The 22,476-nt window shown below is 69.1% G+C and carries 20 protein-coding genes and 1 pseudogene; 14 read left to right on the forward strand and 7 right to left on the reverse strand.

Translation table 11 applies throughout. The annotated features are described in order from the left end of the window. Positions 1-4: 4 nt before the first annotated feature. The gene (locus BAU06_RS03635; RefSeq protein ID WP_066344415.1) at positions 5-901 is read right to left on the reverse strand and encodes a LysR family transcriptional regulator; all 897 of its coding nucleotides are present in this window, start codon (positions 899-901) and stop codon (positions 5-7) included. Positions 902-989: 88 nt separating this feature from the next. On the opposite strand from BAU06_RS03635, the gene BAU06_RS03640 reads away from it, so the two are divergent. Then, positions 990-1,844: a fumarylacetoacetate hydrolase family protein gene (locus BAU06_RS03640; RefSeq protein ID WP_066344420.1), complete on the forward strand. Its 855-nt coding sequence runs from the start codon at positions 990-992 to the stop codon at positions 1,842-1,844. 28 nt (positions 1,845-1,872) lie between these two features. Here BAU06_RS03640 and BAU06_RS03645 read toward each other — a convergent pair whose 3' ends face one another. Continuing rightward, the gene (locus BAU06_RS03645; RefSeq protein ID WP_231933993.1) at positions 1,873-2,832 is read right to left on the reverse strand and encodes an IclR family transcriptional regulator; all 960 of its coding nucleotides are present in this window, start codon (positions 2,830-2,832) and stop codon (positions 1,873-1,875) included. 104 nt (positions 2,833-2,936) lie between these two features. After that, a pseudogene (locus BAU06_RS03650) lies at positions 2,937-3,563 on the reverse strand (flavin reductase family protein); the annotation flags it as partial. Positions 3,564-3,808: 245 nt separating this feature from the next. On the opposite strand from BAU06_RS03650, the gene BAU06_RS03655 reads away from it, so the two are divergent. The 10 genes from BAU06_RS03655 (at position 3,809) to BAU06_RS03700 (ending at position 13,265) form a co-directional block, all read left to right on the forward strand. Then, complete coding sequence (locus BAU06_RS03655) at positions 3,809-4,780, forward strand: Bug family tripartite tricarboxylate transporter substrate binding protein (protein WP_066344423.1); 972 nt, start codon at positions 3,809-3,811, stop codon at positions 4,778-4,780. A gap of 20 nt (positions 4,781-4,800) precedes the next feature. Beyond that, a complete protein-coding gene (locus BAU06_RS03660; protein WP_066344426.1) occupies positions 4,801-5,196 on the forward strand; it encodes a RidA family protein in 396 nt (131 codons plus the stop codon). After that, complete coding sequence (locus BAU06_RS03665; RefSeq protein ID WP_066344428.1) at positions 5,193-6,065, forward strand: amidohydrolase family protein; 873 nt, start codon at positions 5,193-5,195, stop codon at positions 6,063-6,065. Before BAU06_RS03660 ends, BAU06_RS03665 begins: the two co-directional genes overlap by 4 nt. Next, positions 6,062-6,940, forward strand: a complete 879-nt coding sequence (locus tag BAU06_RS03670) for a fumarylacetoacetate hydrolase family protein (protein WP_066344435.1) — start codon at positions 6,062-6,064, stop codon at positions 6,938-6,940. Before BAU06_RS03665 ends, BAU06_RS03670 begins: the two co-directional genes overlap by 4 nt. Then, positions 6,934-7,716, forward strand: coding sequence for a 2-oxo-hept-4-ene-1,7-dioate hydratase (gene hpaH / locus BAU06_RS03675; RefSeq protein ID WP_066344437.1), 783 nt, complete (start codon positions 6,934-6,936; stop codon positions 7,714-7,716). The genes BAU06_RS03670 and hpaH overlap by 7 nt, the downstream gene beginning before the upstream one ends. 249 nt (positions 7,717-7,965) lie before the next feature. After that, positions 7,966-9,066, forward strand: coding sequence for a TRAP transporter substrate-binding protein (locus tag BAU06_RS03680; RefSeq protein WP_066344439.1), 1,101 nt, complete (start codon positions 7,966-7,968; stop codon positions 9,064-9,066). 10 nt (positions 9,067-9,076) lie between these two features. Further along, positions 9,077-9,712, forward strand: coding sequence for a TRAP transporter small permease subunit (locus BAU06_RS03685; RefSeq protein WP_066344441.1), 636 nt, complete (start codon positions 9,077-9,079; stop codon positions 9,710-9,712). A 1-nt stretch (position 9,713) separates the two neighbouring features. Then, entirely contained in the window at positions 9,714-11,381 is a 1,668-nt protein-coding gene (locus BAU06_RS03690; protein ID WP_066344442.1) for a TRAP transporter large permease, read from the forward strand. 126 nt (positions 11,382-11,507) lie between these two features. After that, entirely contained in the window at positions 11,508-12,077 is a 570-nt protein-coding gene (locus BAU06_RS03695; RefSeq protein WP_066344445.1) for a M23 family metallopeptidase, read from the forward strand. A 168-nt stretch (positions 12,078-12,245) separates the two neighbouring features. Then, positions 12,246-13,265, forward strand: coding sequence for an alcohol dehydrogenase (locus tag BAU06_RS03700; protein ID WP_066344448.1), 1,020 nt, complete (start codon positions 12,246-12,248; stop codon positions 13,263-13,265). A 151-nt stretch (positions 13,266-13,416) separates the two neighbouring features. On the opposite strand, the gene BAU06_RS03705 is transcribed toward BAU06_RS03700, so the two are convergent. From BAU06_RS03705 to BAU06_RS03720, 4 genes are all read right to left on the reverse strand, one after another. Continuing rightward, a complete protein-coding gene (locus tag BAU06_RS03705; RefSeq protein WP_066344451.1) occupies positions 13,417-14,889 on the reverse strand; it encodes an NAD-dependent succinate-semialdehyde dehydrogenase in 1,473 nt (490 codons plus the stop codon). A 150-nt stretch (positions 14,890-15,039) separates the two neighbouring features. After that, positions 15,040-15,804, reverse strand: coding sequence for an aldolase/citrate lyase family protein (locus BAU06_RS03710; protein WP_066344453.1), 765 nt, complete (start codon positions 15,802-15,804; stop codon positions 15,040-15,042). Positions 15,805-15,895: 91 nt separating this feature from the next. Continuing rightward, positions 15,896-17,419, reverse strand: a complete 1,524-nt coding sequence (locus BAU06_RS03715; RefSeq protein ID WP_066344455.1) for a UxaA family hydrolase — start codon at positions 17,417-17,419, stop codon at positions 15,896-15,898. A gap of 3 nt (positions 17,420-17,422) precedes the next feature. Then, complete coding sequence (locus BAU06_RS03720; protein WP_066344457.1) at positions 17,423-18,424, reverse strand: tripartite tricarboxylate transporter substrate binding protein; 1,002 nt, start codon at positions 18,422-18,424, stop codon at positions 17,423-17,425. A gap of 133 nt (positions 18,425-18,557) precedes the next feature. Between BAU06_RS03720 and BAU06_RS03725 the strand changes: the two genes are divergently transcribed. From BAU06_RS03725 to BAU06_RS03735, 3 genes are all read left to right on the forward strand, one after another. Then, on the forward strand, positions 18,558-19,601 hold the full coding sequence (locus BAU06_RS03725) for a LysR substrate-binding domain-containing protein (protein WP_066344458.1): 1,044 nt from the start codon (positions 18,558-18,560) through the stop codon (positions 19,599-19,601). Between the two features lie 90 nt (positions 19,602-19,691). Next, a complete protein-coding gene (locus BAU06_RS03730) occupies positions 19,692-20,519 on the forward strand; it encodes an alpha/beta fold hydrolase (protein WP_066344459.1) in 828 nt (275 codons plus the stop codon). Between the two features lie 112 nt (positions 20,520-20,631). Beyond that, positions 20,632-22,356: a RecQ family ATP-dependent DNA helicase gene (locus BAU06_RS03735; protein ID WP_082993508.1), complete on the forward strand. Its 1,725-nt coding sequence runs from the start codon at positions 20,632-20,634 to the stop codon at positions 22,354-22,356. Positions 22,357-22,476: the final 120 nt, after the last annotated feature.

The following is a 22,476-nucleotide window of genomic DNA, read 5'->3' on the forward strand; positions in this document are numbered from 1 at the left end:
CCGGTCATTCCGCCCGCGCCATGAATTCGTGCATGAAGTCCATCAGGCTGGCCGCGGCCGGCGACAGGCTGCGGCTGCGCTTGGTGAACAGCGAGATCTGCCGGTGGATGACCGGGTCGCGCACCGGGACGCCGGCCAGGCCGTACGCGGTCAGCAGCGGCGTCGAATACGACGGCAATGCCGTCAGGCCATGGCCCCACTTCACCATGCCCAGCGCGGTGGTCAGGTAGGACACGGAATGGCTGGGATTCAGCGTCAGCGATTTCGACCACGCCAGCAGGTCGGCCTGCAGCCGCACGGTGAAGTCCAGCGGCAGGCTGATGAAGGGATGGGCCAGGGCCTGGGCCCACGTCACGCGCTTGCGGCGCGCCAGCGGGTGGTCTTGCGGGCAGATCAACTGGATGCGGTCCTGGAACAGGCGTTCCTGCACCAGGCCGGCGGGGGTGGGGCGCTGCGGCGCGACGCCGAGATCCGCTTCGTCGGCCGCCACGCGGGCCAGCACCTGCTCGTTGGGAAGATCCAGCATGCGCACCTTGATCGCGGGATAGCGCTGCGCGAAAGCGGCCAGGATCTGCGGCATCAGGGCCTGGCCGTACAGCAGCGTACAGGCCATGACCACGCTGCCGCGCTGGCGCTCGTGCAGCTGCAAGGTGTTGTTGATGGCGGCGTCCAGGTCGTCCACGACCTTGATCGCCAGCGGATAGAACTCCGCGCCCATGGTCGAGAGCTGCATGCGGCGGCTGTTGCGGTCCAGCAGGCGGAAGCCGAGCTCGGCCTCCAGGTCGCGCAGCAGCAGGCTGAGCGCGGACTGCGTGACGTACATGCGCTTGGCCGCTTCCGTGAAGCTGCCGGCATTGACCACATTGATGAAGGCCCGCAGCTGCTTGATCGTGACATTCATGGGCGTGTCCCCTCCTTTTTTGCCGGGGGCCTGCCCGCGCAACCCGGCGTGCCGGCAAGCATGCCATCAATTCGACCAGGAGCAAGACGTGAAACTACTGAGCTACATCCATGAAGGCCGGCCCGGCTGGGGCATGCTGGACCGCGACGGCCAGGTCGTCGACGGACAGGCATGGACGGGCGGGCGGCATGCGAGCCTGAAGTCGCTGCTGGCGGAAGGGAACGATGCGTGGCAAGGCCTGCGCGCGCCTGACCCGGCACATCCGCGCATCGCGCTGGAGCGGCTGCGCCTGCTGCCGGTGATTCCCGATCCCGGCAAGATTCTCTGCGTGGGCCTGAACTACGAGGAACATCGGCGCGAGACCAACCGCGCGCCCACCGGCGAACCGACGCTGTTCCTGCGCGTGGCGAGCTCGCAGATCGGCCATGGCGATGCCATCGTGGTTCCGCGGGCCTCGGACCAGGTGGACTACGAAGGCGAGATCGCGATCGTGATCGGCCGGCCGGGCCGCCATATCGCGCAGGATCGCGCCTGGTCGCATATCGCCGGCTATGCGCCGTACAACGATGTCTCGGTGCGGGACTGGCAGCAGCACACGACCCAGTGGACGCCGGGCAAGAACTTCGATGGGACCGGGGCTTTCGGGCCCTGGATGACGACCCGCGACGAAATCGCCGACGGCGCCGAGCTCGGCCTGGAGACGCGGCTGAACGGAGCCGTCGTGCAGCGCGCCACGACCGCGCAGTTGATCTTCGATATCCCGCGCCTGGTGCACTATGCCTCGCGCTTCACGACGCTGCAGCCGGGTGACGTCATCGTCACGGGAACCCCGGGCGGCGTCGGTTTCAAGCGCAATCCGCCCGTGTTCCTGAAGGCGGGCGACGTGGTGGAGGTGGAGGTAAGCGGCGTGGGCTGCCTGTCCAATCCCGTGCGCGGCGAATGAAAGCAGGCGCCGGCGGGCGCCGCGGCCATCAGCCCTTGGCGCCTGCGGCGGCCTCCGAATACCGGCGCGCGATGGCCCGCGCGGCCACGCGCATCCGTTCGACGACCTCGGTGTAGCGATCGGCCGTCAGCCGGTTGGCCATGGCGGTGACCGTGACGGCGCCCAGCGCGCCGCCGCGCGGGCCGGGGATGGGCACGGCCACGGCGCTGGTGCCCGGCATCAGGCCGGCGGGGGCGTGCGCGATGCCGCTGGCGCGCGCCTTGGCGACGCGCGCCTGGATGTCCGCCGGCTTTTCGCCCAGCACCGCCAGGCGGGCGGCGTTGGCGGCGATCAGGGCGGCGCTTTCCTGTTCCGGCAGGCTGGCCAGCAGCGCCACGCCCGACACGCCCACCCCGAGCGGGCGCCGCACCCCCACTTCGATGGACAGCACCTGGATGGGGTGATGCCCCGTGCGGCGGCCGATGCAGATGGAGTCATGGCCGTGGCGGATACTCAGGAAGACCGTGTCGCCGACGTCATGCGCCAGTTCGATCAGGTAGGGCTCGGCCAGGGTCAGCAGCGGGAAGCGGCGCGTGCGCGCCAGTCCCAGCAAGCTGATTTCCGGACCGATCAGGTAGCGGCGCGTTCCGGCATCCTGCTCGATGGCGCCTTCCTGCATCAGGGCCTTGAGCAGGCGGTGCACCGTGGGCCGGTTCAGGCCGGACATGCGCACCAGATCGATAAGCCGGGTGCCACGCTCCTGCCCGCAGGCCACCAGGCGCAGCAGGGCCACGGCGCGCCGGACCGTCTGCGCGCCCGCCGGTGTATCGACGCCCGGCGTATCGACGCCGGACGTGTGGTCACCGGACGTATCGCCGCCCGGCGTATCGACGCCCGGCGTGTCGACGTTTGCCGTTTTCCCGTCCTGCGCCTTCGCGTCCGCGGTGGTGCCGCCGCGCTGGCGACGGGCCGATGCCCGCGCAGCCGTGCCGGAGGCGCCGCGCATCATGGCCGGGCCTTGTCCGAGGCGGCCGGACGGGTTGCGCCGGCACCGGGCGTCGCGACGGTACCGGCCACCGCCTGGGGCGGATCGGCGGGCGCCGTCGCGGCGCGCGCTTCGGCCGTCATGACGGACTTCGGCGTCTGCCGTATCGTCCGCTTGCTGACGATGGGTCCCAGCGATGCATAGTTGGGTCCGCCGATGCGGCACACCGGCCGCAGCTGCTCCGTATCGATCTTGCCATCGCGTGCCAGGCCGTCGCGGATATGGAAGACCAGTACTTCGCCGACGAAGAATTCCGCGCCGGTGTCGCCGTAGGGCGTGACGCTGTGGAAGCGGCATTCCATGCTGATGGGTGCGGCGGCCAGGCGCGGCGTGGCGATGACGTCGCTGGGCAATACTTCCAGGCCCAGGAGATCGGCCTCGCTGATTTCCGGCGGATGTTCCTCCGCGCTGGCGTGGATGGCGTCGAGCAGGGTTTCGTCGCCGATATTCACTACGTAATGGCGGTGGGCCAGGATGTTGCGCGCGGTGTCCTTGCGCTGGCCCGCCTTGCGGCCGATGTTCACGCCCAGCATGGGCGGCGTATTCGACAGGAAGGTAAAGCAGCTGAAGGGCGCCAGGTTGACCCGGTCGCCGGGGCCCAGGCTGCTGATCCAGGCGATGGGCCGTGGCACGACGATGCCGCTCAATAGCTTGTAGGTCTGTTCGGGCGTGAGATCGGGCGCGGCGATATGCATGGCGGGGTCGGCTGAATGGTGTCCAACTATTGAACTATCCGTGGGGGCGTTGTGCTGCAAGGCTAGCACGTCCGGCCGGATATTTTCGGTGTTTCTTCAGCTCGATCCGAAGCGGGTCTCCCGCCGATTCGGCGATTAAGTCCAATATACGGACTTTTTTTCGAGTTTGGCGTTGTCGTGGCGGCGGCGAGTTCCTAGAGTGTCTTCCCACAAGATCGACATACCCGACGACCGGAGACACCTTCATGATCCGTACCCTGTTGGCCGGAACCTGCGCGGCCATCGCGCTGGCCGGCCTGGCTTCCTCCGCGCACGCCGCCTGGCCCGAACGGCCCGTCCGCATCGTCGTGCCTTATCCGCCCGGCGGCAACGTCGATGTGGCGGCCCGGCTGATCAGCCCCGGCCTGCAGGCCGCGCTGGGGCAACCCTTCATCGTCGAGAACAAGCCCGGCGCCGGCGGCATGATCGCCGGCGAGTTCGTCGCCCGCGCCGATCCGGACGGCTACACGCTGTTCATGGCCGCCAACGGGCCGCTGTTGTTCAGCCCCTTGATCTTCAAGCGCAATGCCTACAAATGGGACCGTGACTTCGCGCCCATCAGTTCGATCTCGTATACCCCGCTCGTGCTGGAGGTCAAGCCCTCGCTGCCGGTCAAGAGCGTGGGCGAGCTGATCGCATTGGCGAAGAAGGAGCCGGGCAAGCTGACCATGGCCTCGCCGGGCGCGGGCACCACCAACCACCTGGTCAGCGAGCTGCTGCAGCACGTGACGGGCGCGCGCTGGACCACGGCGCAATACAAGGGCAATGCGCCCGCCAACACCGATCTGCTGGGCGGGCAGGTGGACTTCCAGTTCGACCAGATTTCGGTGGCCTCGCCGTTCATCAAGGACGGCCGGCTGCGCGCCCTGGCCGTGACCGCGGCCAAGCGCGTGCCGTCCTTGCCCGACGTTCCCACCTTCGCGGAGGCCGGCATACCGGGCATGGAGGCATCGACCTTCACGGGCCTGCTGGCGCCCAAGGGCACGCCGCCGGAGGTGCTGGACAAGCTGAGCCGCGCGCTGGCCGGCATCCTCAAGCAGCCGGACATCGTCAAGCGCTTCGACGAACTGGGGGCGGAAGCGCGCGGCAGCACGCCGGAGGAATTCACCCGCTACCTGGCCGCCGAGGACGCGCGCTGGACGCCCATCATCGAGCGCGCGGGCATCACGGCCAACTGAACACGCAAAGGGACGACGCGATGACGAGACGCAGCATCTACGCCGAGGGCTTCAGCCACAAGAACCCCATCCCGGCCGCCTGCCGCATCGGCAGCATGATTTATTCGGGCAGCATCCAGGGCACGGACCCGGCCAGCGGCGCCTATGGCGACACGCTGGAACGGCAGTGCGAACTGATGTTCGATCACGTACGCCGCATCGTCGAGGCCGGCGGCGGTTCGCTGGCCGACATCATCAAGATGACGGTGTGGATGCGCGACCGCGGCCAGCGCGCGGCGCTGAACGCCGCCTGGCTGCGGGCGTTTCCGGATCCGGCCAACCGGCCGGCCCGCCATACCATGCAGGCCGCCCTGGACGGCGACAAGCTGGTCGAATGCGACTTCATCGCCGTGGTGGGCCTGGAGGACGCGGCATGACGCGGTATCAATCCTTCCAGCCCCAGCCCACCGCGCCGCGCACGCGGCTGCCCGCCGGCGCCTGCGACAGCCAGTTCCATGTCTTCGGGCCGGCCGACCGTTATCCGGTGCGCCCCGGCGCGGCCTACGAGATGCCGGGCGCCACCATCGAGGTGGCCTTGCGCCTGCATCGCCTGCTGGGCATACAGCGCGGCGTGATCGTGCAGGCGACGACCTACGGCGCCGACCACCAGGTGGTCCTGGACGGCCTGGCCGTGGCCGGCCCGGGATACCGCGGCTGCGCCAATGCGGCCGTCCTGGCCGAGCGCGACGACGCCTATATCGCCAGGCTGCACGATGCCGGCGTGCGCGGCGCGCGCTATACCCGGCAAGGCCTGGGCATCAGCATGGAGCCCGCGGTGTTCCAGCGCTCCATCGCGCGCCTGCGCGAACTGGGCTGGTACGCCAAATTCCAGCCCGAGCCGGACGGCATCATGGCCCAGGTCGCGCAGTTCCAGGACCTGGATATCCCGGTGCTGATCGACCATATGGGCCGCGCCGATCCGGCCGCCGGCGCGGACGATCCCAGCCGGCGCACGCTGGAAGAGCTGCTGAAGCGGGGCAACTTCTGGGTGATGCTGTCCCTGACGGAGAAACTCTCCCGTCAGGGGGAGCCCTGGGACGATGTCGTACCGCTGGCACGCGCGCTGATCCAGGCCAATCCCGATCGCGTGATCTGGGGCAGCGACTGGCCGCATCCGGTCTCGGTCAAGGCCACGCCGGACGAAGGCCGCCTGGTGGACCAGCTTGCGCGCTACGCCGGCGACGAGGCCACCTTGCGCAAGATACTGGTCGACAACCCCGCCGAACTCTTCGGATTCGACAAATGAAACTGCTTTCCTTCGAACACCGGGGCCGCGCAAGCTTCGGCCTGCTGCGCGGCGAGCAAGATATCGTCGACCTGGGCGGGCAGGGCCATGCCGACCTGCGCGCGGCGCTCGCCGCGCAGGCACTGCCCGCGCTGGCCGAGCGCGCCGCCGGCCTGCCGGCCACCCTGCGGATCGACCAGGTCCGGCTGCTGCCGCCCATCCCCGCTCCGGAAAAAATCATCTGCGTCGGCGTCAACTACGGCAACCGCAACGAGGAATACAAGGACGGCAGCGCGCCGCCCGCCTATCCCAGCGTGTTCCCGCGCTTTCCGGGTTCCTTCGTGGGGCATGGGCAGCCCCTGCTGCGCCCGCCGGAATCGGCGCAACTGGATTACGAGGGCGAGATCGCCATCGTCATCGGCAGGCGCGGCCGCCGCATCGCCGCGGCCGATGCATGGTCCCACGTCGCCGGGCTGACCTGCGCCAACGAGGGCACGGTGCGCGACTGGCTGCGGCATGGCAAGTTCAACGTCACGCAAGGCAAGAACTTCGATGCGAGCGGCTCGATGGGGCCGTGGATGGTCACGGCCGATGCCTTCGATCCGGCCGCGCCGCTGACCGTCACCACGCGCGTCAACGGCGAGCAGCGGCAGCACGACACCACCGCGAACCTGATGTTCCCGTTCGCGGAGCTGATCCGCTACATCTCGATCTGGACCACCCTGGAGCCCGGCGACGTGATCTCCACGGGCACGCCCGTGGGCGCGGGCGTGCGTTTCGATCCGCCGCGTTTTCTGAAGCCGGGCGACGTGGTGGAGGTGGAGGTGCCCGGTATCGGCATCCTGTCCAATCCCGTGGCCGACGAACAGGCCCATGACAAGGAACCCGCATGCTGAACGACCAGGACCGCGACCGCGCGGCCGAATTGCTGCTGGCGGCCGAGCGTAGCGGCGAACCGGCCACGCAGCTGGCCCAGACTTTCCCCGGCATGGAGATCGCCGACGCCTATGCGGTGCAGAAGCGCGTCATCGATCGCAAGATGGCCCAGGGCGCGCGCCTGCGCGGCCACAAGATCGGCCTGACGTCCAAGGCCATGCAGAGCACCGTGGGCATCGACGAGCCCGATTATGGACACCTGCTGGACACGATGTTCTTCCAGGACGGCCAGACCATTTCCACCGCCGGCCTGATCGTGCCGCGCGTGGAAGTCGAACTGGCATTCGTCCTGGGCAAGCCCTTGCGCGGCCCCGACGTGACGCTGTTCGACGTGCTGGACGCCACGGACTACGTGGTGCCGGCGCTGGAGATCATCGACGGCCGCAGCAAGTATCCCCGCACCATCGTCGACAACATCGCGGACAACGCCGCCTGCGCCGGCATCGTGCTGGGCGGCCGGCCGGTGCGGCCCATGGACATCGACCTGCGCTGGGTGGGCGCGATACTGCTTAAGAATGGGGTGATCGAGGAGTCCGGCGTATCGGCGGCGGTACTCGGACATCCCGGCCTGGGCATCGCCTGGCTGGCCAACAAGCTGGCGCAGCACGATGCCGGCCTGCAGGCGGGGCACGTGGTCCTGGCCGGGTCTTTCACCCGCACGGTGGCGGTGCGCGCCGGCGACACCCTGCATGCCGACTACGGCAAGCTGGGCGGGATTTCGGTTCATTTCTCCTGAGACTGGGCCGTCACGGCCCGGAACGGGGCGGAAACAGCGGATTAAACCCAAAGAAAGCACCAATATGGTGCGCCATTAACAATTATTAAGGGTTATCCGCAAGCGCGAGCGGGCGTCCTCCCCCTTAAGATGACGCCCCAAAAGACAGCTTCCCGAAAGCTTGTCTACACAATCAATCCATAATCGGGCCCCGCCCTACCCGGACGGCGGCCCGTAGCCATTCCGTCCTACACCCAGGAGACATCCTCGATGCAACGCCGTTCCTTCCTGAAAAAGGCCACCCTTGGCGCCGCCGCCGGTGGCGCGACCCTCGCCTCTCCCGTTTTCGCCCAGGAATCCCCCACCATCAACTGGCGGCTGGCCTCCAGCTTTCCGCGCAGCGCCGACGCCATCTACAGCGGCGGGGAGAACCTGGCCAAGTACGTGGGCGAAGCCACGGGCGGCAAGTTCAACATCCGCGCCTTCCCGGCCGGAGAAATCGTGCCGGCGCTGCAGGTGCTGGACGGCGTGCAGAACGGGACGGTGGAGTGCGGCCATAGCGCCTCGTACTACTACTTCGGCAAGGATCCGGCGCTTAGCTTCGACGCCGCCGTGCCCTTCGGCCTGAACACCCGCCAGATGAACGCCTGGATGCGCCATGGCGACGGCCTGAAGCTGCTGCGCGAGCTGTTCAAGACCTACAACATCGTCAACTTCCCCTGCGGCTACACCGGCACGCAGATGGGCGGCTGGTTCCGCAACGAGATCAAGTCGGTGGACGACCTGAAGGGCCTGAAATTCCGCATGAGCGCCTTCGCGGGCGCGGTGCTGTCGCGCCTGGGCGTGGTGCCGCAGCAGATCGCCGGCGGCGACATCTATCCCGCGCTGGAAAAAGGCACGATCGACGGCGCCGAGTGGATCGGCCCCTACGACGACGAAAAGCTGGGCTTCAACAAGGTCGCCAAATACTATTACTTCCCCGGCTGGTGGGAAGGCACGCTGCAGGTATCCCTGTATGTCAACCAGGAGGCCTACAACAAGCTGCCCAAGCACTACCAGGCCGTGCTGGAGCAGGCCTCGGCCGCCGCGACCAACGACATGATCGCCAAGTACGATGCCGAGAACCCGGCCGCGCTGCGCCGCCTGATCGCCAACGGCGCGCAGCTGCGCGCCTTCCCCAAGTCCGTGATGGACGCGTGCTATGCCGAGTCCGTAAAGGTCTATGCGGAAATGAGCGCCAAGAGCCCCATGTTCAAGAAGCTCTACGACAGCATGGTGGCCTTCCGCGACAACGAGATCCCCTGGTTCCGCGTCGCCGACGGCAGCTTCGACGGCTACATGGGCACGATAGGACGCAACGGCGGCAAGTAAGCGAGCAGCAATGAAATCATTACTTGCCATATCGCGTCTGATCGACGCGATAAACCTGCGCGTGGGCCGCGCGGTAACGTGGGTGACCTTGCTGGTGGTGCTGGTGAGCGCGGGCAACGCGGTGGTGCGCAAGGTGCTGCACACCAGCTCGAACGCCTGGCTGGAGCTGCAGTGGTATATGTTCGGGGCCATGTTCCTGCTGGCCTCGGGCTATACGCTCCTGAAGAACGAGCACGTGCGGGTGGACATCCTGTCGTCGCGGCTGTCGCGGCGCAAGCAGATCTGGATCGAGATCTTCGGGGTGGTGTTTTTCCTGCTGCCGGCCTGCGTGCTGATCCTGGTGCTGTCCTGGCCGGTGTTCACGGAATCGTGGCTGACCAACGAGCAGTCTTCCAACTCCGGGGGGCTGGTGCGCTGGCCGGTCAAGCTGCTGATTCCGGCGGGCTTCGCGCTGCTGGTGCTGGCGGGGGTCTCGCACTTGATCAAGTGCGTGGGCTTCCTGCTGGGCCGCTGCGAGGACCCGACGCGGCGCGAAGGCGCGCGCTCGGCCGAGGAAGAGCTGGCCGAGGAAATCGCGCGCGAGGCGCAGGCGCGCGAAGCGGCCGCGGCCGCGGCGGTGGCGCAGCCGCGCGACGGGGGGCGTTGAGATGGAATTCTTTATCGCCAATCTGGCGCCCATCATGTTCGCCACCCTGGTGGTGTTCCTGCTGCTGGGCTTTCCGGTGGCCTTCGCGCTGGCGGCCAACGGCATCCTGTACGGGCTGATCGGCATCGAGCTGGGGCTGCTGACGCCGGCGCTGTTCCAGGCGCTGCCGCAGCGGGTGTTCGGCATCATCTCCAACGACACGCTGCTGGCGGTGCCGTTCTTCACGCTGATGGGGCTGGTGCTGGAGCGATCCGGCATGGCCGAGGACCTGCTGGAGACCATCGGGCAGCTGTTCGGCACCATCCGCGGGGGCCTGGCCTTCGCGGTGGTGTTCGTGGGCGCGATGCTGGCGGCCACCACGGGCGTGGTGTCGGCCTCGGTGATCTCCATGGGGCTGATCTCGCTGCCCATCATGCTGCGCTACGGCTACGACCGGCGGCTGGCCAGCGGGGTGATCGCCGCTTCGGGGACCTTGTCGCAGATCATCCCGCCGTCGCTGGTGCTGATCATCCTGGCCGACCAGCTGGGCCGGTCCATCGGCGACATGTACCGCGCGGCCATGGTGCCGGGCTTCGTGCTGGCGGGGCTGTACGTGGTGTACGTGGCCATCATGTGCGTGATCAAGCCGGCCTCGGCGCCGGCGCTGCCCGAGGAGGCGCGGCGCTTTCGCGAGGCCAACGGCACGCGCGGGGGCCGCTCGCTGCTGGTGCTGATGGCCATCTCCGTGGCGGTGGCCTGGGCGCTGGGCCAGTGGATGGAGAACGACACGGCGCCGGCCGACGAGCGCATCGTGCTCAGCCTGCTGCTGTGGGGGCTGACGGCCTTCGTGATCGCCATCGTCAACAAGGTGCTGCGCCTGGGGCTGTTGTCGGCGCTGGCCGAGCGGGTCACCTTCGTGATGATCCCGCCGCTGTTCCTGATCTTCCTGGTGCTGGGCACGATCTTCATCGGCGTGGCCACGCCCACCGAGGGCGGGGCGATGGGCGCGGTCGGGGCGATCGCCATGGCGGTGGCGCGCAAGCGGCTGACGCTGAACCTGCTCAAGCAGGCGATGGACACGACCACCAAGCTGTCGTGCTTCGTGGTGTTCATCCTGGTGGGCTCCACGGTGTTCGGCCTGACCTTCCGCGGCGTGAACGGCGACCTGTGGGTGGAGCACCTGCTGACCGGCCTGCCGGGCGGGCAGTGGGGCTTTCTGATCGTGGTCAGCGTGCTGACCTTCGTGCTGGCGTTTTTCCTGGACTTCTTCGAGCTGGCCTTCATCATCGTGCCGCTGCTCGGGCCGGTGGCCGACAAGATGGGCATAGACCTGATCTGGTTCGGGGTGATCCTGGCGGTGAACATGCAGACCTCGTTCATGCATCCGCCCTTCGGCTTTGCCTTGTTCTACCTGCGCTCGGTCGCGCCCAAGGATCCGTACCGCGACAAGGTGACCGGGCGCACGATCGCGCCGGTGACCACCGGGCAGATCTATTGGGGCTCGGTGCCGTTCATCGTCATCCAGCTGCTGATGGTGGCCGCGGTGATGCTGATGCCCGCCATGGTGATGCACTACAAGGGCGACCAGTCCCAGGTCGATCCGGCGTCCGTGAAGATAGACGTGCAGGGCGGCTACGGCGGCAGCGTCTACGGCGGCGGCCAGGACGATCCGGGGGCGGCCTTCAAGTAAGGCAGCCACGGCGTAGCGGTGCCGCGAACGGCGGCGGGGCAGGCGGCCCCGCCGCCGTTCTTCTTTGCGGTGCCACGGCGCCCGGGGCCGTACACTGGACGTCCCGGAACCCGCTTGTGCACTGCCATGGCAGCCTCGATCCGCCTGCTGATGTTCGCCGTCCTGGCCGTGGCGGCGTGGTGGGCCTGGCCGCGCCTGCCCGACCCCTGGCGCGCGCCCTGGCATATGGCCCGCCTTGCCTTGCAGGATCCGCCCGCGTCGCTGCCCGTGCCGGTGCGCGGCGTCGCGCCGCGCCAACTGGCCGATACCTGGAACGCCGCGCGTTCCGAGGGCCGCCGGCACCAGGGCGTCGACATCTTCGCGCCGCGCGGCACGCCCGTGACCAGCACCACCGAAGGCATCGTCACGCGGGTGGGCACCAACCGGCTGGGCGGCAAGGTGGTGTGGGTGCTGGGGCCGGGCCGCCAGATGCATTACTACGCCCATCTGGATGGCTACGCCGATGTCCGCTGGGGCACGCACGTCATGCCGGGCAGCGTCCTGGGCTATGTCGGCAATACCGGCAACGCCCAGGGCACGCCGCCGCACCTGCACTACGGCATCTATCCGGCGGGCGGCGCCATCAATCCCTATCCCTTGCTGGCCGGCCCCAGCGCGCGCGCCTCGGCGCCGCCTCCGCCTTCCGATAGCGATTGAGGATCCGTCCCGGCGTCCGGGGCGATACGCGGCCGGTGCTGCCATGCGCCGCCAAATGGCGCTATCGTGGCCCCGGGGCGAGGGCGCGGCATTGGCCGCCCGGCCGGGTATCCGCGGATACCGGCACGCCGGGGGCGCCGCGGCATTCTTTCACAACAGGAGAGAACGATGCCGACCATGAAGGCAGTGCAGGTAGCGCAAGCGAACGGTCCGCTGGAGCTCGTCGACCGCGAGTTGCCGGAGCCCGGCGCGGGACAGGTGCGGGTCAAGGTGCAGGCTTGCGGAATATGCCATAGCGATTCGCTGACCAAGGAAGGCCTGTGGCCGGGCTTGCGGTATCCCCGCGTGCCGGGCCATGAGATCGCCGGCGTGATCGACAAGCTGGGCACCGGCGTGCAGGGCTGGCAGGCCGGCCAGCGCGTCGGCGTGGGCTGGCACGGCGGCCATTGCGGCCATTGCGAAAACTGCCGCCATGGCGATTTCGTGCTGTGCGAGAACGGGCAGGTGCCGGGCATCAGCTACGACGGCGGTTACGCCGAATACATGGTGGCGCCCCAGGAAGCGCTGGCGCGCATGCCCGACGACCTGGCCGATGTCGACGCCGCGCCGCTGCTGTGCGCCGGCATCACGACCTTCAATGCCTTGCGCAACAGTGGCGCGCGCGCGGGCGACGTGGCAGCCATCCTGGGCATCGGCGGGCTGGGGCATCTGGGCGTGCAGTTCGCGCGCAAGATGGGATTCGTCACGGTGGCCATTGCCCGGGGCCAGGACAAGGCGCCGCTGGCGCGCGAACTGGGGGCGCATCACTATGTCGATAGCGCGGCCCAGGACGTGGGCGAGGCCCTGCGCGCCCTGGGCGGCGCCCGGGTGATCCTGGCCACGGTGACCAGCGGCAAGGCCATGAGCGCCGCCATCGGCGGACTGGGCCGCAACGGCAAGCTGATCATGGTGGGCATTTCGCAGGAGCCGGTGGAGGTCCCCGTGGCGCAGTTCATCATGGGCCGCAACACCGTGCAGGGCTGGCCGTCCGGCACCGCGGCGGACTCGCAGGAAACGCTGGCGTTCAGCGCCTTGTCCGGGGTGAAGCCGATGATCGAGCAATTCCCGCTGTCCCGCGCGGCCGAGGCCTACGAGCGGATGATGAGCGGCAAGGCGCGCTTTCGGGTGGTGCTGACGCCGGGCGGATGAAGGGGGCGGACCCGGGCGGGCGGACCCTGGCGGGCGGACCGGCCCGCCAGGGCTGGCCGGCGCCCGCGCCGGGGTGCGCCGCGCCGGCGTGCGCCGCGCCGTCATCCAGGACAATGTCCTGCCGTGACGGACCGCGCGGCGCCGGCTCGCGCTATGCCAGCCCGCCCTGGCACAGGTACTTGATGGAAAGATAGTCGTCCAGGCCGTACTTCGATCCCTCGCGGCCGTAGCCCGATTCCTTCACGCCGCCGAAGGGCGCGGCTTCGGAGGCCAGCGCTCCCTCATTGATGCCGACGATGCCCGATTCCAGCGCGCGCGATACGCGCTCGATGCGCCGCAGGTCCTGGGTGTAGAAATACGAGGCCAGCCCGAAGGGCGTATCGTTGGCGGCGGCCACGGCCTGGGCTTCGTCGTCGAAGCGGAACAGCGGGACGACCGGCCCGAAGGTTTCCTCGCCGCACAGGACCATGGAGGCGTCCGCCTCGCCCAGCACCGTGGGGGCGTAGTAGTTGGGGCCGAGCTCGGTCAGCCGCTTGCCGCCCGTCAGCACGCGGGCGCCGCGTTCGCGCGCATCGTCCACATGGCGCGCGATCTTGTCGACCGCGCGTGCGTTGATCATGGGGCCGATCTGGCTGGCGGCATCCGTGGCCGGACCGACGCGCAGGGCCGCTACCTGCTCGCACAGCATCTCCGCGTAGCGGTCGTACACGGCGGAATGCACATAGACGCGATTGGGGCAGACGCAGGTTTGGCCGCCATTGCGGAACTTGGCGGCCATGACGCCGGCGACGGCGGCTTTAAGGTCGGCGTCCTCGAACACGATGAAGGGCGCGTTGCCGCCCAGCTCCAGCGACAGTTTCTTCAGCGTCGCGGCGGATTCGCGCGCCAGGTGCTTGCCCACGGGCGTGGAACCGGTGAACGTGATCTTGCGCACGCGCGTATCCTCCAGCCAAGCGCCGACGGTCTCGGACGCGCGCTCGCGGGATGCCGTCAGCAGGTTGAGCACACCGGGCGGAAAACCGGCTTCCTGTCCCAGTTGCGCCAGGGCCAGGGCGGTCAGCGGCGTGTCCTCGGCCGGCTTGCCCACGACGGTGCAGCCGGCGGCCAGGGCCGGCGCGATCTTGCGCGCGATCATGGCCAGCGGGAAATTCCACGGCGTGATGGCGGCCACCACCCCGATGGGCTCCTTGATCGCCGTCATGCGCTTGCCGCGCTGCTGGTCCGGGATGATGTCGCCATAGATGCGGGTGGCTTCGTCGGCAAACCATGCCACGTAGGAGGCGCCGTAGGCGACCTCCCCACGCGCCTCCGCCAGGGGCTTGCCCTGTTCCGTGGATATGAGCGTGGCCAGGGCGTCCTGGTTGTCCAGGATCAGCGCGTGCCAGCGGCGCAGCAGTTCGGCGCGCTCGCGCGGCAGGCGGGCGCGCCAGCCGGGCAGGGCGGCCGCGGCCGCATCGGCGGCGGCGCGGGCATCGTCCGGGCCGCTATCGGGAACGTCGGCGATCCGTCTGCCGGTGGCGGGGTCGATGACGGCGAAGCGGCGCTGGCCGCGTCCCGGCACCCAGGCGCCATCGATGAAATTGGCCTCGCGTATCAGCCTGCCTGCGTCGGCGTGTGTGGTCATGCTGCGTGTCTCCGTTATGGGGGCGGGTTGGCGCCGCGGGGGGATGGCGGGCGGCGGATCCCACAATGTAGCGGATCCGGCGCGGCCGGCGGACACCGGCGGTCCGTCCGCGGCACTGTGCGACCGGCAACTTGTGTCGGGCGGCCGCGGTCAGCAGTCGAAATCCCGCGCCAGCTTGCGCGCCGCGCCGGCGAACAGCAGGACATCCACGCCGGTCGCCACGAAGGTGCAGCCCAGTTCCAGGTAGCGCCGCGCCAGCGCGGGATCGGAGGTCAGCGTGCCGGCGGCCTTGCCGGAGGCCACGATGGTGCGCATCGCGGCCTCGATGGCTGCCTGGACCTGCGGATGGCCGGGATTGCCGCGGTGCCCCATGGAGGCGGCCAGGTCCGCGGGGCCGATGAATACGCCGTCCACGCCGTCGGTGCCGCACAGCGCGGGCAGGTTCTGCAGGGCGGTGACGGTTTCCGCCTGCACCAGAAGGCAGATTTCGTCGTCCGCCACCGCCAGGTAATCGCCGCGCAAGCTCCATTGCGATGCGCGCCCCACCGCGCTGCCCACGCCACGGACGCCGCGCGGCGGATAGCGCGTGGCGGCGACCAGCGCGCGGGCCTGTTCCGCCGTGTCCACCATGGGCACCAGCAGGGTGCGCGCGCCGATATCCAGCATGCGCTTGATGCGCGCGGGATCGCTGTCGACCACGCGCACGACGGGCTGCGACGGATAGGCGGCGATGGCTTGCAGCGCCTGCAGCGTGCTGCGCATATCGTTGGGTGCGTGCTCGCCGTCGATCAGCAGCCAGTGGAAACCCGCGGTGGCCGCGACTTCCGCCAGATAGGGGTCGGCCATGGAAAGCCACAGGCCGATGCGCGGCGTACCGGCCGCCAGGGCGGATTTGAAGGGATTCAGGGCAGGCATGGATGCGCCTCGACAAATAGGACGATGGGGGAAACGCGCCGCGTTGCCGGGGCCGGCCGTCGGTGGCCCGCCGCGCGGCGCGCCGTTCGGTTCAACTGACGATGCCCAGGTGCCAGGGCACGAATTCATGGTCGCCCAGGCCCAGCAGCTCGCTCTTGGTGCGCTGCCCCGACGCGGCCTGCAGGATCCGGTCGAAGATGACCTGGCCCATCTGCGCGACGCTCAGCGCGCCGTCCAGCACGGGGCCGCAATCGATGTCCATGTCTTCCTCCAGGCGGCGGTACATGGGCGTGTTGCTGGCCAGCTTCAGCGTCGGCGCCGGCTTGGAGCCGAACATCGAGCCCCTGCCGGTGGTGAAGCAGATCAGGTTCGCGCCGCTGGCGATCTGTCCCGTGACGGCGACCGGGTCGTAGCCCGGGGAATCCATGAAGACCAGGCCGGCCCGGTCTATCGGCTCGGCGTATTCGTACACCGCCTGCAAGGGCGTGCTGCCGCCTTTCATGGCCGAGCCCAGCGATTTCTCGAAGATATTCGCCAGGCCGCCCTGCTGGTTGCCATGGCCGACCTTGCCGTTGAACTGGGCGTTCTGCCCCGCGGCGTAGCGTTCCCACCATGCCAGCCTGGCCAGCAGTTTTTCGCCGACCTCGCGGCTGACGGCGCGCCGCGTCAGCAGGTATTCCACGCCATGGATCTCCGGCGTTTCGGACAGGATGGCCGTGCCGCCGTGCCGCACCAGGATATCCATCGCCGCACCCAGCGCCGGGTTGGCCGTGATGCCGGAGAAGCCGTCCGAGCCGCCGCATTCCAGGCCTATCTTCAGGTGGCGCGCGGGGACTTCGGTGCGGCGGCAGGCGTTGGCGGCGGGCAGCATGTCCTGGATGGCCGCGATGCCGGCCGCGATGGTCGCCCGCGTGCCGCCGGTGTCCTGCATGACCAGCGTGCGCACGCGGGGATCGCCGGCCAGGCCTTGGGTATCGACCAGCGCGTCGACCTGGTTGCGCTCGCATCCCAGGCCGACGATCAGCACGCCGGCCAGGTTGGGATGCCGCGCGTAGCCGGCCAGCGTGCGCCGCAGCACGTCGAAGTGCTCGCTGGGCGAGGACATGCCGCAGCCGCTGGTGTGCGCGAAGGCCGCGACGCCGTCGACATTGGGATAGCCGGCCAGCCGCGCGGCGTCGAAATGCGCCGCGATGGATTTGATCGCCGTGGCGGAGCAATTGACCGACGACAGGATGCCGATGAAATTGCGCGTCCCCACGCGGCCGTCCGCGCGCACGTACCCCATGAAGCGGGCCTGTCGCGCTTCCGGCAGAAGGGCCACGGGCACGGCGTCCTGTCCGAATGCCGGATCCCGATGGAAATCGGCCAGCTCCACGTTATGGGTGTGTACGTGGTCGCCGGCCTCGATGTCGCGGCCCGCCACGCCGATGATGACGTCGTACTTGCGCACGGCTTCGCCGCGGGCGATGCGCCGGGCGGCGATCTTGTGGCCCGCCGGCACCTGGGCGCGTATGCGCAGATCGTGGCCGGGCACGGATTGGCCCAGGCCCAGGCGCTCGCGGGCGATCAGCACATTGTCGTTGGGATGCAAGCGGATAAGCGGGGATGGCGTCACGGTTCAGCTCTGCTGCAGCATGGCCTTCAGGCGCAGGCGTTCGATCAATCGGGTTTCCTGGCCATAGACCTGGGCGACGTAGCGCTGGTAGTCCGGCCCGTCCAGGTACATGACCGGCGCATCCAGCTTGTCGGCGATCTGCCTGAATTCCTCGCTGGCGACCGCCTTGCGGAAGGCCTCGCGCAGGACCTGTTCCACGGCGGGATCCAGTCCCTTGGGCGCGCCCACGCCGTTGGGCGCATCGACCACGACGTCGTAGCCCAGGTCCTTCAGCGTGGGACTGTTGTTGAAGCGCGGCGGCCGCTGCGCGCCCCAGGTCGCAAGCAGGCGCAGATTGCCGGCTTCCACCTGCGGGGCCCAGGAACTGGAGTCGGCCAGCATATCGATCTGGCCGCCCAGCAGGTCCTGCAGGGCCGGGGCGCCGCCCTTGTAGGCGATGGCGTTCAGCTGGATGCCGGCCGCCAGGGCGAACTGCTCCATGCCCACGTGCGTGGCGCCGCCCACGCCGGCATGGCCGTAGGTCACCACGCCGGGATGCGCCTTGGCGTACTGCACCATATCCGCCAGGGTCTTGAATCGCGAATCCGCCTTGACCACGATGCCGAAGGTCTGCCCGGAGGTCCGCGCGATGTAGGTGAAGTCGGTGCGGGGATCCGCGGCCAGCATGCCCAATTGCGAGAAGCGTGTCACCGAGATGGGGATCTGCCCGATGGTGTAGCCGTCCGGCTTGGCGCTGGCCAGCGCCTTCGCGCCTATCATGCCCGACGCGCCGGCGCGGTTCTCCACCACGATGGCCTGGTCCAGCGCCTTGGCCGCGGCCTGGCACAGCACGCGCATGGACTGGTCGGCCGTGCCGCCCACGGCCCAGGGACAGATAAAGGTGATGGGGCGGTTGGGGAAGCCGGCCGCCCGCGCGCCGCGCGGCAGCAGGACGGCGGCCGCGGTGGCGGCGGCGCCCAGCAGCAGGGTGCGGCGCAGCGCTTGGATCGCAGGGTCTTTTTTCATCGTCTCCTCGCTTTCGGTTGATGGCCCGGATCTGCCGCCCGGACTTGCCCCGCATTGTGGCGGCCGATTGCATAACATTCCAATCAGGAAACCGTATTGCTGCATAACATGTTGGTTAAGTACACTGGCTGGCATGGCCCAACTCGACCGTGTCCTGCGTAGCAACATCAAGCTGCGGCATCTGCAACTGCTGGTGGCGCTGGACCAATTCCGCCACCTGGGGCGCACCTCGGAATTCCTGTCCGTCAGCCAGCCCGCCGTGTCACGCATGCTGACGGAAATCGAGGCCATGCTGGGCCAGGTGCTTTTCATGCGGTCGACGCGCGGCACCGAGCCCACGCAGGCCGGGGTGGCGATGGTGCGCTTCGCCCGGTCCGTGCTGGCGCAGTACGAGCGCACGCGCGACGAGATCGCCGCGCTGGAAAGCGGCGCCGCGGGCCGGGTGCGCGTGGGGGCCATGGGTGTGGCCCTGTCGCCCCTGCTGGCCGATGCGGTGGACCTGCTCAAGCGCCACAGCGCGCGCGCCACCGTGCTGGTCGAAACGGGCGACCTGACGAATCTGCTGCCCAAGCTGCGCCTGGGGGAGATCGACCTGTTCGTCGGCCGCCTGGAGCCGGGCTATGCCGCGCCGGATCTGACGACGGAAGCCTTGTACGACGAACCCATGGTGGCCGTGGTCGCGCCCGGCCATCCGCTGGCGGGCCGCCGCAAATTGTCCTGGCCGCAGCTGGCGGCCATGCCCTGCGTGATGCCGCCACCCTGGGCTTCGCTGCGCGTCAAGCTGGAACAGCAGTTCTATCGCTATGGCGTACAGCCGCCGGAGGACATCATCGAGTCCTGGTCCTACCAGGCGGTGGCGGGCTTCGTGCGCCGGCGCGGGGCGGTCGGCTTCATGGCGGAGAGCGCGGCGCGCGAGTTCGAACAGGCCGGCACGCTGTCCGTGCTGGGGCTGGCCGTGGAGGTAGAACTGCCGGCCGTCGGCATCATCGCCCTGCGCGACGTCGTTCCAACGGCGGTATCCGAACAGTTGATGCATTGCCTGCGGCGGGCGGCAAAGGGGCGACCGTCCCCGGGCAAGGCGGAGCCGCGGCAGCCGGCATCGCCGCGGCGGGCCGCACCGGAAAAGCCGGCATCGCCACGGGTTGCGCCGAGGAAGCCGGCATCCCCGCGCCGTTAAGCTTCCTGTCGAGAATCTCACGGGAAATTTAATAACGGCGCCCGCTCATCCACGTATGCTGGCCGGGCCTCGCTTAAAAGGATATTGACCATGACGATGAATCGACGCGCGTTCGCCGCCGCGCTGGCTGGCGCCGCGGCTTCCACCATTCTTCCCGGCATGCGGCAGGTCGCGCAGGCCGCGCCCGCCACGGAAGGCACGGCCAAGGGGCCTGTCGTCCAGGCCAAGAACGTAGTCCTGGCGCATGGCTTGTTCGCCGATGGGTCCTGCTGGACCGAAGTCATCGCGCGGCTGCAGGCCGCCGGCATGAACGCGACCGCCGTGCAGAACCCGCTGACAACGCTGCCAGAGGCGGTGGAGGCGGTGCAACGGGTGCTGGCGCGGCAGAATGGCCCGACCGTGCTGGTGGGCCACTCGTTCTCCGGCATGCTGGTGACGGAAGCCGGCGTCCACCCGAACGTGTCGTCGCTGGTCTACGTCGCGGCGCGCGCGCCGGATGCGGGCGAGGACTATTCCCAGCTCGCCGCCAAGTTCCCCACGCCGCCGGCGTCCGCCGGCATCGTCTTCGACGGCGACGAAGGCCGCCTGAGCCAGGAGGCCTTCCTGCGCGACTTCGCCGGCGACCTGCCCCGTGCCAAGGCCATGGTGCTGTATGCCGTGCAGCAGCCGTTCCACAAGGCCCTGCTGGCGGGCAAGACGACCAACGCGGCCTGGCGGTCCAAGCCCAGCTTCTACGCCGTGTCCACCGAGGACCGCACCATCAATCCGGACCTGGAGCGCTTCATGGCCAAGCGCATGGGCGCCAAGACCATAGAGGTCAAGGCCAGCCACCTGTCCCTGATCTCGCATCCGGACACCATTACCGCGCTGATCCTGGAGGCGGCCGGCCACCGTCCCGCCCGCAAGGCACAGGGCTAGGGCGTCATGGCGGGGCAGGGGATGGCGCTGGGGGGCCGCGGCGCCTGATCCGCGTTCATCCATCGGCGTGGCGGCACGGCGCTTGCGGCAGCGCGGGCTTTGCCTGCCTGCCATGCCCGGATCCCGATTTCCTTCTGCCTTGCCGGCCCAAGCCCGGCGCCTGTTGCGCGATCGTTTCGGCCTGGACAGCCTGCGGCCGGGGCAGGCGGAGGTCATGGCCAGTGTGCTGCGCGGCCACCACACCATAGCCGTCATGCCCACCGGCAGCGGCAAGTCGCTGTGCTACCAGGTGCCGGCGCTGTGCGGCAGCGGCCTGACCGTGGTGGTGTCGCCCCTGATCGCCCTGATGAAGGACCAGGACGAGAAGCTGAGCGAATTCGGCGTGGATGCCGCCGTGTTCAATAGCACGACCTCGGCCGAGGACGAAGCGCGCTACCTGCGCAATGCGCGCGGGGACCGCCAACCCATCATCCTGGCAACGCCCGAGCGGCTGGGCGACCCGGAATTCATGCAATGGCTGGGCCGCCAGGCCGTGGGCCTGTTCGTTGTCGACGAAGCCCACTGCATCTCGCAATGGGGCCACGACTTCCGGCCGGCCTTCCTGGATATTCCCGCGGCCGTGCGCGCCGTCGGCTCGCCCCCGGTGCTGGCCATGACCGCCACGGCCACCGACGAGGTCATCCACGACATCGCGGCGACCCTGGATCTGGCGGCCGCCTGCGTGATCAAGGTGGGCGTGTATCGGCCGAACCTGTGCTACGCCGTGCGCCAGGTCGGCGACGAGGAACGCAAGCAGGACGCCGTGCTGGACCTGGTGCGGAAAGCCGAGGGCCCGGCCATTGTCTACAGCACCACCGTGAAGGAAGCCGAAGTGCTGCACCAGGTGCTGCGCGAGGCAGGGGTCGACGCGGCCCTGTATCACGGGCGCCTGGGCGCCAAGGCACGGCGCGAGGCGCAAGATGCCTTCATGTCCGGCGGCACCCCGGTCATGGTCGCCACCGATGCCTTCGGCATGGGGATAGACAAGCCCGACGTGCGCCTGGTGGTGCACGCGCAACTGCCGGGCAGCCTGGACGCGTATTACCAGGAGTCGGGCCGCGCCGGCCGCGACGGCGAGTCCGCCCGCTGCGTCCTGATCCACGAAGAAAAGGACAAGCGCATCCAGCAGTTCTTCCTGTCCAACCGCTATCCCACCCGCGACATGCTGCTGCGCGTGCTGGCCGTGCTGGATGACGCGCGGGCGCCGCTGTCCGAAGAAGCCCTGGGCCAGGCCCTGGGCAAGGTGGGGGCGCGCAAGCTGCGGGTGGGCCTGAAGCTGCTGTCCGATGCCGGACTGATCGAGCGCGACGACCGGGGCGGCGTGCGCGCGCGGGGCGAAGCCGACGCGCGCGAGCGGGCGTCCGTGGCCGCGGAACAGTATGAACGGCGCGCCGAACATGACCGCGAAACGCTGGCATCCATGGTGGCGTATGCGCGCAGCGGCCGTTGCCGGTGGCACATGCTGCTTGAACACTTCGGCGACATCCCGGAGTGGGACCGTTGCGGCCACTGCGACAGCTGCGAGCTCGCGCGGCAGGCCGAGGCGGTGGAGAAGGCGGGCGACGCCCCGCCGCGGCCCGACGGCAAGCCGGCGCGCCTGCGGATCGGGGACGGCGTGCGCGTGCGCCGCTACGGCGCCGGCGTGGTGGAGGCCGTCACCCGGGAACGGGTGGATATCCGCTTTCCGAACGGCGACCTGCGGCGTTTCCTGCCCGGCTATGTGACCCGGCTCAAGGGCGTGCCGCCCGTGCCGGAGCCCGCCGCCGGCACGGGCGGCGCGGCGCATCGGCAGGGATGACGCTCCGCGCGCCGAGACACCATCGAATGGACCAGGGCCGCTTCCACATCGACCCAATCCACCGTCAAGCGAGTAATGTCGTGATCGCATGAACCCGCGGCCCGGCCGGGACGCGCGGGT

Source organism: Bordetella bronchialis (assembly GCF_001676705.1).
Lineage (GTDB): Bacteria > Pseudomonadota > Gammaproteobacteria > Burkholderiales > Burkholderiaceae_B > Bordetella_C > Bordetella_C bronchialis.